11 protein-coding genes are annotated in these 11,309 nt (G+C 58.3%); 8 read left to right on the plus strand and 3 right to left on the minus strand.

Annotated elements, in window-relative coordinates:
• Positions 1 to 82 precede the first annotated feature (82 nt).
• Positions 83 to 1,399, minus strand: a complete 1,317-nt coding sequence (locus ACA054_RS04735; RefSeq protein WP_497688400.1) for a nucleotide sugar dehydrogenase — start codon at positions 1,397 to 1,399, stop codon at positions 83 to 85.
• A gap of 810 nt (positions 1,400 to 2,209) precedes the next feature.
• Positions 2,210 to 2,989: a peroxide stress protein YaaA gene (gene yaaA, locus ACA054_RS04740; RefSeq protein ID WP_497688401.1), complete on the minus strand. Its 780-nt coding sequence runs from the start codon at positions 2,987 to 2,989 to the stop codon at positions 2,210 to 2,212.
• Positions 2,990 to 3,251: 262 nt separating this feature from the next.
• Between yaaA and ACA054_RS04745 the strand changes: the two genes are divergently transcribed.
• The 6 genes from ACA054_RS04745 to ACA054_RS04770 all read left to right on the plus strand — a co-directional run bounded on the left by ACA054_RS04745 (position 3,252) and on the right by ACA054_RS04770 (position 8,593).
• On the plus strand, positions 3,252 to 4,376 hold the full coding sequence (locus ACA054_RS04745; RefSeq protein ID WP_497688402.1) for a polysaccharide deacetylase family protein: 1,125 nt from the start codon (positions 3,252 to 3,254) through the stop codon (positions 4,374 to 4,376).
• 336 nt (positions 4,377 to 4,712) lie between these two features.
• Positions 4,713 to 6,107: a PhoH family protein gene (locus ACA054_RS04750; protein ID WP_497688403.1), complete on the plus strand. Its 1,395-nt coding sequence runs from the start codon at positions 4,713 to 4,715 to the stop codon at positions 6,105 to 6,107.
• 233 nt (positions 6,108 to 6,340) lie between these two features.
• Entirely contained in the window at positions 6,341 to 6,814 is a 474-nt protein-coding gene (gene moaC / locus ACA054_RS04755; RefSeq protein WP_008080206.1) for a cyclic pyranopterin monophosphate synthase MoaC, read from the plus strand.
• Positions 6,811 to 7,053: a molybdopterin converting factor subunit 1 gene (gene moaD / locus ACA054_RS04760; RefSeq protein ID WP_497688404.1), complete on the plus strand. Its 243-nt coding sequence runs from the start codon at positions 6,811 to 6,813 to the stop codon at positions 7,051 to 7,053. Before moaC ends, moaD begins: the two co-directional genes overlap by 4 nt.
• 3 nt (positions 7,054 to 7,056) lie before the next feature.
• Entirely contained in the window at positions 7,057 to 7,509 is a 453-nt protein-coding gene (gene moaE, locus ACA054_RS04765; RefSeq protein WP_497688405.1) for a molybdopterin synthase catalytic subunit MoaE, read from the plus strand.
• Between the two features lie 307 nt (positions 7,510 to 7,816).
• The gene (locus ACA054_RS04770; protein ID WP_497688406.1) at positions 7,817 to 8,593 is read left to right on the plus strand and encodes an ABC transporter substrate-binding protein; all 777 of its coding nucleotides are present in this window, start codon (positions 7,817 to 7,819) and stop codon (positions 8,591 to 8,593) included.
• Here the strand turns inward: ACA054_RS04770 and ACA054_RS04775 are convergent, their stop codons facing one another.
• Positions 8,594 to 9,550, minus strand: coding sequence for a DMT family transporter (locus ACA054_RS04775; RefSeq protein WP_497690244.1), 957 nt, complete (start codon positions 9,548 to 9,550; stop codon positions 8,594 to 8,596).
• Positions 9,551 to 9,672: 122 nt separating this feature from the next.
• Here ACA054_RS04775 and ACA054_RS04780 point away from each other — a divergent pair, with 122 nt between their 5' ends.
• Positions 9,673 to 10,566 (plus strand): LysR family transcriptional regulator, encoded by an 894-nt coding sequence (locus ACA054_RS04780; protein WP_497688407.1) that lies wholly within the window; start codon positions 9,673 to 9,675, stop codon positions 10,564 to 10,566.
• A gap of 107 nt (positions 10,567 to 10,673) precedes the next feature.
• Positions 10,674 to 11,183 (plus strand): disulfide bond formation protein B, encoded by a 510-nt coding sequence (locus tag ACA054_RS04785; RefSeq protein ID WP_497688408.1) that lies wholly within the window; start codon positions 10,674 to 10,676, stop codon positions 11,181 to 11,183.
• Positions 11,184 to 11,309: the final 126 nt, after the last annotated feature.

Consider the following 11,309-nt stretch of genomic DNA (forward strand, 5'->3'; position numbering starts at 1 on the left):
GGCAAGCCAGCTCCTACAGGTTTCGGTGATCTGTAGGAGCCGGCTTGCTGGCGATCAGCGCGAAGCGCTTACAACCCGCCGGTTACCAGCAGATGCCTTCAGCCCGGCCAGCCACACTGGTGGCCTTGGACATGAAGCCGACCAGGTCGATCACTTGCTTGCCGTGCGGAACGTCCTTGACCAGGGCGCGGAATTTCTCGTCACGGTTGCCGAGGATGATCACGTCGGAGTTGTTGATCACCGCGTCGAAGTCGGAGTTGAGCAAGGACGAGACGTGGGGGATCTTCGACTCGATGTAGTCCTTGTTCGCACCGTGCACCCGGGCGTACTCGACGTTGCTGTCGTAGATGCTCAGGTCGTAGCCCTTGCCGATCAGCATTTCCGCCAGGTCAACCAGCGGGCTTTCGCGCAGGTCGTCGGTACCGGCCTTGAAGCTCAGGCCCAGCAGGGCGACTTTGCGTTTGTCATGGCTCTGGACGATGTCGAAGGCGTTCTGCACCTGGGACTCGTTACTGCGCATCAGCGAGTTGAGCAGCGGCGCTTCCACGTCCAGGGAACTGGCGCGGTAGGTCAGGGCGCGTACGTCTTTGGGCAGGCAGGAACCGCCGAAGGCGAAGCCCGGGCGCATGTAGTACTGGGACAGGTTCAGGGTCTTGTCCTGGCAGACCACGTCCATCACTTCACGACCGTCGACGCCGACGGCCTTGGCGATGTTGCCGATCTCGTTGGCGAAGGTCACCTTGGCGGCGTGCCACACGTTGCAGGTGTACTTGATCATCTCGGCGACGGCGATGTCCTTGCGGATGATCGGCGCGTCGAGTTCTTCGTACAGCGATTGCAGAACGTCGCCAGAAGCCTTGTCGAACTCGCCGATGACGGTCATTGGCGGTTGGTCGTAGTCGGCGATGGCCGTGCTTTCGCGCAGGAACTCAGGGTTGACCGCTACACCGAAATCGACACCGGCCTTCTTGCCGGAACAGTCTTCGAGAATCGGGATGACAACGTTTGCGACCGTGCCCGGCAAAACGGTGCTGCGCACCACGATGGTGTGGCGGGTGGTCTTGTCACGCAGGACAAAACCGATCTCGCGGCACACGGCCTCGATGTAGTTGAGTTCCAGGTCGCCGTTCTTCTTGCTCGGCGTACCGACACAGATCATCGACAGATCGGTGTCGCGAATCGCCTCGGCGAAGTTGGTAGTACCGCGCAGACGACCGGTCTGGATACCTTGTGCCAGAAGTTCGCCCAGGCCTGGTTCAACGATCGGCGAACGGCCTGCATTGATCATATCGATCTTGTCTTTGGCAACATCGACGCCGACGACGTCATGGCCCCGTGCAGACAGGCAACCGGCGCAGACTGCGCCAACGTAACCCAAACCAAATATGCTGATGCGCATCGCATTTACCTCAGTGTTGATCAAGCCATTAGATGGCCGGAGTTAATGGTGTTCAGCGGTTATAGTGCACGCGGAAGTTAGGCCTTGCAGGCGCGACAATACCGCGTGCTGGCATAAAAGTTCCGAGTGTCTAAATAAGTGCACTCACGGTGTGCGCAACTAGGCCTTGTTGTTATGACTTGCCCTGTTATGCAGCCAGTCCTCTATTCAGAAGATGTTCGTGCATTGATCCTGCGCGCTCAATGTCGGGCTGAAAGCCCGTAGATCAAGCGTTTTGGTGCTCAGGTGAGCACGTTTATAGGGGCGCGGCCTTGGCCTTGTAGGGGATAGTAATGGTGCGTATCTCCTGTCCGTTCTGGTGTTGCCCAAATCAGGGATAAGTCAGTGCAAGTTAGTATTGCAACTTCACTACATGGATCTCTGTTCTGCGTAAGTTATCTCGTACGTTCGCGGCGAGAATCGTTACCGGTGGTATGAGCGGTGCATTCGGACATAGTTCCGACCCGCTCCTCACGAAATCTGAAATTTCTTGAAATAATGTCAAAGATGGCACTGCTTTCAAATTGATAGCACTTGCCGTTTCGCCCTTTATATATAGGCGGATTCTTGGAGGGGATAGTTTTTTGCCACTACGGATAAAATTTTTCAGTGCCACTACTGAAAAAAATGATCGAAGTCGAGTGAAACTAAAGTTAGAAAATTGACAGATTGTTTTTTGGCGTCATAAAAATGACGAAAAGAGAGGAGGATTTCGAGGCTATCAATGGGGGCGCGCGAGGGAACCGCAGGGTCGCGCGCCGACCCTCTGCTTCACTCTGGTGCGTGGTCGCGCAGGAACACCAGGTTGTCCGGTTTAGACTGCTCGGCGCTGTAGCGATAACCCTGTACATCGAACTGCTTGAGGGCTTGCGGATCGTTGATGCGTTCCTCGATGACGAAGCGGCTCATCATGCCCCGGGCCTTTTTCGCGTAGAAGCTGATGATCTTGTACTGGCCGTTCTTCAGGTCCTTGAACTCGGTGTTGATGATGCGTGCATTCAAGGCGCTGCGCTTGACTGCCGAGAAATACTCGTTGGAAGCCAGGTTGAGCAGCACGTCATCGCCCTGATCGGCCAGGGCTTCATTCAACCATTCACTGATGCGCGTGCCCCAGAAGGCATACAAGTCCTTGCCCCGGGCATTGGCCAGCTTGGTACCCATTTCCAGTCGGTACGGTTGCATCAGGTCCAGGGGCCGCAGCAGTCCATACAGGCCGGAAAGCATGCGTAAATGTTGCTGGGCGTAGTCGAAGTCTGCTTCGCTGAAGGTTTGTGCATTCAGCCCGGTGTAGACGTCACCCTTGAACGCCAGCAAGGCCTGCTTGGCGTTGGCCGGGGTAAAGGCGGGTGTCCAGCTGCCAAAGCGGGCGGCGTTGAGCCCGCCGATCTTGTCGGAAACGTGCATCAACTCGCTGATCTGCGCCGGGGTCAGCTCGCGCAATTGCTGGATCAGCTCCTGGGAGTGGTCGAGGTACTGCGGCTGGGTAAAGCGCTGGGTCGCCGGCGGTGTCTCGTAATCGAGGGTTTTGGCTGGGGAAATCACCATCAGCATGAAGTCGTCTCCTTTAATCGTGGCGGCGATTCTAGGGGGTTGTCCTCGTTGACTCCAGCTATCAAGGCCATAGGTGATGACCGGTGGCAATCCCCTGTGGGAGCGAGCCTGCTCGCGAAAGCGATCTGCCTGTTGGCATTGTCGGGGGCTGACACACCGCATTCGCGAGCAGGCTCGCTCCCACACGAGTTTGGCGGGGCAGCGGGTATCAGGGGTTGGATCAGCTATAGTGCCGCCCGGGTCTGGTTATGGAGACATCCCATTGCGTATCGTTTTCCTGCTCACAGCATGGCTGCTGAGCTTCGGCGTCATGGCGGCGCCGGGTGAAGTGGCGACGCTGGATCGCAGCACCTGGCCGGAAAAACTCGACAACCCGACCCTGTTCGATGTCGCGTCGCGTGCCGAAATCCTCATGTTCGCCCGGGTGTTGCTGGCCAGTGAATCCCTGGACGAAGCGGCATTGGCGCAACGCCTGGGCCTGCGCACGATCAACCTGGAATCGGTCAATCGTGTCCGCCAGCGCCTATGGCAACGCCTGTTGGCCAACTACGACTTCGCCCAGCAGAGCTGCGATCAGGACGCCTCCTTCTGTTTCCTGGTCGAGGACATGGCCACCTTGCGCGAGCAGGCCGGCAAGTTTCAGCTCAGCGAGGACAGCTACTACACAAAGTGGTCCGAACCGAGTCGCCTGTTTCACAGCCAGTACCTGGATGAGCAACTGCGCAAGGCGGCGCTGTTTCCGCAAACCAGCAGTGAAGTCGATCGTTTCGGTGACTATGAGCGCAATGGCGACGCAATGCATGACCGCCTGTTTCTATTGACCTTCGACAGCGCCGCCAATGCCGTGCCGGACAATACCGACTGGATTGCCGAGTACCTGCGCAAGGCCAATCTCAGCGGCACGTTCTTCGTGCTCGGCAAGGACCTCCAGGCCCGTCTGGGCGAGCGCTCGGTGGCCAGCCTGCAGTCGACCTGGTCAACCCAGTGCATCGGCGTGCAAGGCTGGGAGTTTCGCTCCCACAGCCACTGGCAGGACTGGCAGGACTCGGTACGCCGCAGTGTCGAGCTGGCCAAGAACAAACTGCCGGAGAACTTCGTACCCCTGTTTCGCCCGCCCGATGGCCAGCGTCGCGCCGACGCCGCCGCTTTCTTCAAGGCCCAGGGGTTGCAGGTCGCCCTGTGGGACATCGATGCCCTGGACGGTGCGGGCAAGCTCAAGGGCAGCCAGAGTGCGCAGCGGGTGTTGACCCTGATGCTGCTGTGGCGCCATGGGGTGATCAATTTCAATGTGAAACAGGAAGGGGTGAAAACGGCGTTACCCTGGCTGATCGCGCAAACGGCGCAAAGCGGGATCGGTTGGGAAGACTGTCAGGAAGGGTTTCGCTGAAAATGGCAAAAGCCCGGAAACATTGGGTGAACGTCTATTTTAGAGGGGATTTTGCTGCAGGTTGACTTCTGACTGTAAACGGGTGATGGCAGTCCGCCAAGTGTTATTGGTCATTCTGAAAAATAAACTTCAAAAAAGCGTCAAAGTGCTTTTTTCTGTCATGTGTTTTGGAGTATTACGAAGACAGACCGCCGAAACCTGCAACACAGGTGGCGTCTTCCAAGACCCCGCATGTAGGCAGAACACTTGAGTCCCCGCAGGTGTATTCGGTAGTCACTTCGAGGCGCAGCACCGCCAAGGTATTGCGTCCACTGGCTCTGACAAAGGTGACCGAGTATGGATGATCACGGACGTAGCTCTTCTTCCAACCAGCCAATCCTTTATGTACTCGATACCAACGTATTGATTCACGATCCAAACGCGCTGCTTAACTTCGAAGAACACCACGTCGCGATCCCGATGACCGTGCTTGAGGAACTCGACAAGCTCAAGAGCGGGCATCACAGCGTTGCCGCCGAATGTCGCCAGGCCATCCGACTGATCGACAAGACCCTGGGCGATGCCTCACCCGAGGACGTCGAGCAGGGCGTGCCGATCCAGCGGGGCAAGAGCGGTCCGAAGGGCTTGCTGTCAATTCTGATGAGCAAGCAGGCCGACCCCCACATCATTCTGCCTGAGCATCTGAACGACAACAGAATCATCAACCAGCTGATCGACCTGCACGCACGCGAGCCGAAGAAGCCCGTGGTGCTGGTCACCAAAGACATCAACATGCGCCTCAAGGCCCGTGCCTGCGGGATCGCGGCCGAGGACTACAGCACCGACCAGTTGGTCGATGACGTATCGCTGCTGCCCAACGGCTATCACAACATGACCGGCTCCTTCTGGGACCGGGTGAGCAAGGTCGAGACCCGTCAGGACCACGGTCGCACCTGGCACCAGGTGCAGTTGATCGACAACCTGCCGGCGGTGCACATCAACGAGTTCATCATCGATGAGCAAGGGTTCGTCGGCTGGATCAAGGAGATCGAGGAAGACAAGTTGCTGATCCTGGACCTGCACCAGGAACCGCTGCTGCACCAGGAAGCCTGGGGCCTGAAGCCGCGTGACATCTATCAGAGCCTGGCGCTGTATGCCTTGCTCGATCCGGACATCCACCTGGTCAACCTGTCCGGTGCCGCAGGCTCCGGTAAAACCATCCTCGCGCTGGCCGCGGCCATCGAGCAGACCATGGTCAGCAAGCGCTACCGCCGCATCATCGCCACCCGCAGCGTGCAAGGCCTGGACCAGGAAATCGGCTTCCTGCCCGGCACCGAAGCGGAAAAAATGGAGCCTTGGCTGGGCGCCATCACCGATAACCTCGAAGCCTTGCACATGGATGACGAAAGCACCCATGGCAGCGTCGACTACATCCTCAGCAAAGTGCCGTTGCAGTTCAAATCCCTCAACTACATCCGTGGCCGCAGCTTCCAGCAGAGCCTGATCCTGATCGATGAATGCCAGAACCTTACACCGCACCAGATGAAAACCATCATCACCCGTGCCGGTGCCGGCTCCAAAGTGGTGTGCCTGGGCAACCTGGCGCAGATCGACACCCCTTACCTGTCCGCGACCAGCTCCGGGCTGACGTACCTGACGGAACGTTTCAAGGACTTCCCCAACGGGGTGCACATCACCCTGCAAGGGGTGCCACGTTCGATTCTGGCCGAATACGCCGAAACGCATCTGTAAACCTTCACCCAAACCGGGCGGCCCCAAAGCCGCCCGGTTTTTTATGTGCCCGACACAATCCCCCACTGTGGGAGCGAGCCTGCTCGCGAAGGTGTGTCAGTCGACACAGAGGTGCCTGATACGCCTTCGCGAGCAGGCTCGCTCCCACAGTGATCTGTGGTGATCCGATAATCTCGCGTGCGAAAAATTGACCCACAGGTTTACAATCGAGATTCCTGATCAGGAGTAACCCCGTGCTGACTCATCTCGATTCCCAAGGCCGCGCCAACATGGTCGACGTCACCGAAAAAGCCGTGACGTTCCGTGAAGCGACGGCCCAAGCGCTGGTGCGCATGCTGCCCGAAACCTTGCAAATGATTGTCAGTGGCGGGCATCCCAAGGGCGATGTGTTCGCCGTGGCCCGCATTGCCGGCATTCAGGCGGCGAAAAAAACCAGCGATCTGATTCCCCTGTGCCATCCGTTGATGCTGACCGGGGTCAAGGTCGAACTCAGTGCCGAAGGCGAGGACAGCGTACGCATCGTGGCGCGCTGCAAGTTGTCCGGGCAGACCGGGGTCGAGATGGAGGCTCTGACTGCTGCCAGTGTCGCCGCTTTGACTATCTATGACATGTGCAAGGCCGTGGATCGCGGCATGACCATCGAAAGCGTGCGCCTGCTGGAGAAGGTCGGCGGCAAGAGCGGGCATTTCCAGGCAGAACAGCCATGAACGTCACCGTGAAGTTTTTTGCCCGTTACCGTGAAGCGCTGGGCGTGGATTCGCTCAAGGTTGCCGGCGAGTTCGCCACGGTCGACGACGTTCGTGCCCTGCTGGCCGGACGTGACGGCGCCGAGGTGTTGAGCGAGCAGAACCTGATGTGTGCGCGCAACGAAGACCTGTGCCAGCTCGACGAACCGATCAGCGATGGCGATGAAGTGGCGTTTTTCCCCACCGTGACCGGGGGCTGAGACATGGCCATTCGCGTTCAATCGACCGCGTTCGATCCCGGCGTCGAAGTCAATGCCATGCACGATGCCAATGTCGGCGTCGGGGCGGTGGTGAGTTTTGTCGGTTATGTACGCGACTTCAATGATGGCCTGGATGTCGCCGGGATGTTCCTCGAGCACTATCCGGGCATGACCGAAAAAGCCCTCGGCAAGATCGCCATCGAGGCCGAGCAGCGCTGGCCCTTGCTCAAGCTGGAGGTGCTGCATCGCATCGGTGCCCTGGAGCCCGGCGAACCCATCGTCTTCGTCGGCGCCGCCAGCGCCCACCGCCAGGCGGCGTTCGACGCCTGCGCCTTTGTCATGGACTACCTGAAAACCCGTGCCCCGTTCTGGAAGAAGGAAAACACCAGTGACGGTCCGCGATGGGTCGAGGGGCGTGACAGTGATCATGCGGCGGCGGATCGCTGGAAGCAGTAATTCCTGCGGCTTCTGCAAGTACGCCTTCGCGAGCAGGCTCGCTCCCACAGGGAATTTTTGTCGAACACAGAATGTGTGTTCATGAAGTTCAAATGTGGGAGCGAGCCTGCTCGCGAAGGGGCCATCTGCAACACCCGATTTTCTCTCGACTCACCTCCCGACCAGAGGCTGATTTAACAGCGCACGTCCAATTGACTGTCAATACATAAAAGTCCAGTATGGATTTATAAGTACAAAAAAAGGCTTCCCCCCGTTTCTGCTCTTCTTCTGTCTTGCCAAACCAACAACAACCCGCGAGAGAACGAACATGAAGAAATTCCCCCTCATCACTGGTCTGGCCCTGAGCCTGTTGGCGTGCAGCAGCCTGTTTGCCGCCGAAAAAACCCTGCGCATCGGCATCGAAGCGGCCTACCCGCCGTTCGCCTCCAAGACCGACAAAGGCGAGATCGTGGGTTTCGACTACGACATCGGCAATGCCCTGTGCGCGCAGATGAAGGTCAAGTGCGTGTGGGTCGAGGGCGAGTTCGACGGCCTGATTCCTTCCTTGAAAGTGAAGAAAATCGACATGGCGCTGTCGTCGATGACTATCAACGAAGACCGTAAGAAGTCGGTGGACTTCACCCACAAGTATTACTTCACCTCATCGCGCCTGGTCATGAAGGAAGGCGCGGTCGTGGATGATCAATACGCCAGCCTCAAGGGCAAGACGGTTGGCGTGCAACGGGCGACCACCACCGACCGTTACGCGACCGAAGTCTTTGAACCCAAAGGCATCAACGTCAAGCGCTACAGCAACAACGAAGAGATCTACATGGACCTGGCAGCCGGTCGCCTCGATGCCATCTTTGCCGACACCATTCCACTCAACGACTTCCTGGCGATGCCGCGCGGCAAGGGCTATGCGTTTGCCGGGCCGGAGCTCAAGGACCCGAAATACGTGGGCGAGGGCGCCGGGATTGCGGTACGCAAGGGCAACACCGAGCTGGTATCGGATCTGAACACCGCTATCGACGGGATTCGCGCCAGTGGCGAGTACCAGAAGATTTCGCAGCAGTACTTCAAGTCTGATATCTACGGCGACTGATCAATCGCTCCCGGGGCTTTCTCGCGAAAGCCCTACTGCGCTGCAGATTCCCGAGACTTTCGATGGTTCCAGGTTCAGGGCAAGTACGCTCGCCAGCACGATGACCATCCCGATGATGACCATGATCGAAGGGCTTTCAGCCAGAACCACCGAGGCCATTAGCATGGCTGTGGGCGGTATCAGGTAAAGCGAAATGGAAGCGCGGCTGACTTTGCTGTGCGCCAGCACGTATGCCCAGGCCAGGTACGCAAGGGCACTGGGGAAAATGCCCAGGATGAGCACCGCCAGATTGACCGAAGTCGAGGCTTTCTGCACTTCGCTCCACAGCCCCGGTGCGTACACAAGTAGAAGGAGGGTGCCTGACCAAATGGTGTAACACACCATCGTCAGCCCGTTGTAGCGATGGGAATGGCTTTTTTGCATGGCGAAATAGAAACTCCAGGACAATGCCGCCAGCAGGATCAGCAACCCGTGCGCATTCAACTCACCAAAACCACGATCACCAGTGACCACGACAGCGGCACCGAGCAAGCCGCCTAGCACGCAGATCCATTGCCAGCGGTTGACCCGCTCCTTGAAAACGAAATGCGCCAGCAACGCGCTGAACAGCGGCGTGGATTGTGCAAGTACGCTGGAGGCGCCGGCGCTCACGCCTCGTTGGCCGTAGTTGAGGGCGATGTGGTGCAGGCTGACAGCAAAGAATCCCAGCAGAGCCAACAGCGGCAGGTCTTTTAGGCGGGGCAGGGAAATACGCATCACCCATGCGACCCCGGCCATGAACGTCGAGGCGATGAGAAAGCGAATCAGCGCCAAATGACCGGGCTCGTAAGCCTCTAAACCGATGTGGATTCCAGTGGGCGAATAGGCCCAGCAAAGGATGACAAAAAACGTCGCCAAGACGATTTTTACGCCAGGCCTTTCGGCGAGGGGCTGGATTTTGCGCTGAATAAAATCCATAAAACTTCCTGATTTTCCAAAGTGTGATGATTTCAGTGAAGGGCTCACACTCGAATTATCAAAATCATCTGAACTCACTACAAGTGACTTAAACTGACTCAAGTATTCACTTTGGGTGAGCTATGGAATTGTCCCAACTGCGCATGTTCAATACGGTTCACCACCTCGGCAGCATCGCGCGCGCGGCCGAGGTGCTGCACTGCGTGCCGTCCAATATCACCGCACGCCTCAAGTCTCTGGAGCGTGAGCTCGGTACTGCGCTGTTTTTCCGCGACGGCCGAGGGTTGCGGATTACTCCCGCCGGGGAGGTGTTTCTGGATTACACGACGAAAATCCTCGGCCTGGCCGAGGAAGCGCGCAGGGCATTGGCCCCCGGCAGTGCGCCGAGCGGTCCTCTGCGCATTGGTGCCATCGAGTCCAGTGCCACGGGACGCTTGCCTCGGTTATTGGCCAAATACCACGAGCTTTACCCAAAGGTGCTGCTGGAGTTGAGCACCGGCACCTGGGCTCAATTACTCGACGACACCCAACATCGTCGGCTCGATGGGGCATTCGTGGCGGTGAACGTTGAGCGCCCGGGACTGAAGCGGGAGGTGATGTACCGCGAAGATCTGATTCTTATCGCGTCCGCCTCTCATGGGCCTTTGCGCCAGGCCGCGGATCTGCAGGGCAAGGCCATTTTCATGTGGCCGCCGGGCTGCCCGTACCGCTTCGCGCTGGAACAGTGGCTGTTACGTCATGACCAGGTGCAGCCGATCGTCAGCATCGCCAGCTATGGCACCATCGTTGGCTGTGTCAGTGCCGGTGCCGGTGTTTCGCTGGTGCCCCGTGGAATCTATGAGCAGTACTGTCTCAGTGCAGGTTGCCAAGGATATGAATTCCCGGAACTGACGAGCATCGACAACCTTTTTTACTGGCACGAGAACGCAGGTCGGCACCCGGCTCGTGAGGCGTTTGTGAAGTTGTTGCAGGCCGAGTTTGAGGGGCCAGGGTCGTTACAGTTAATGTCTTCTTAACCGATCTGTCGTCTATTCCCACGATACCCGCTTGCACGCGCCAGGCTCTCAAAGGTGAGGGCCAGCGTGTAAACTGGCGGGCAATCGATAGTCAAAAGGGAAACACGATGAGCGAGGAAACGATGCGTCTGGGCCGTGAACGGCGCTACCTGGTGCTGTTGGGCATCATCTGCCTGGCGCTGATCGGCGGTGCGTTGTACATGCAGGTGGTTTTGGGCGAGGCCCCGTGCCCGTTGTGCATCCTGCAGCGTTACGCACTGCTGTTGATCGCGCTCTTCGCTTTCATCGGTGCGGCCATGCGTACGCGTCGCAGCATCACGGTGCTGGAGACCCTGGTGGTGATTTGTGCTCTGGCAGGTGTCGGGGTGGCTGGGCATCACGTCTACACGCAGTTCTATCCGGCCGTCAGTTGCGGGATCGATGTGCTGCAGCCGATAGTCGACGGCTTGCCGCTGGCGAAGATCTTCCCGCTGGGCTTCCAGGTCGACGGTTTCTGCTCCACGCCGTACCCGCCAATCCTGGGGTTGTCCCTGGCGCAGTGGGCGCTGCTGGCCTTCGTGCTGGTGGTGGTGCTGGTACCGTTGCTGACGATGCGCAATCGCAAGGCGCTGCGCTGAAGTCATCGGCTGCATTACTGCGATAGACACAAAACGCCCCGGTCCTCGATGAGAGGGCCGGGGCGTTTTTGCATTTCAGGGGCCAGGTGAAAAGACCGTGATGCGCGGCAATCAGGGGTGTGACAA

The sequence above is a fragment of the Pseudomonas sp. LBUM1653 genome (assembly GCF_059716115.1).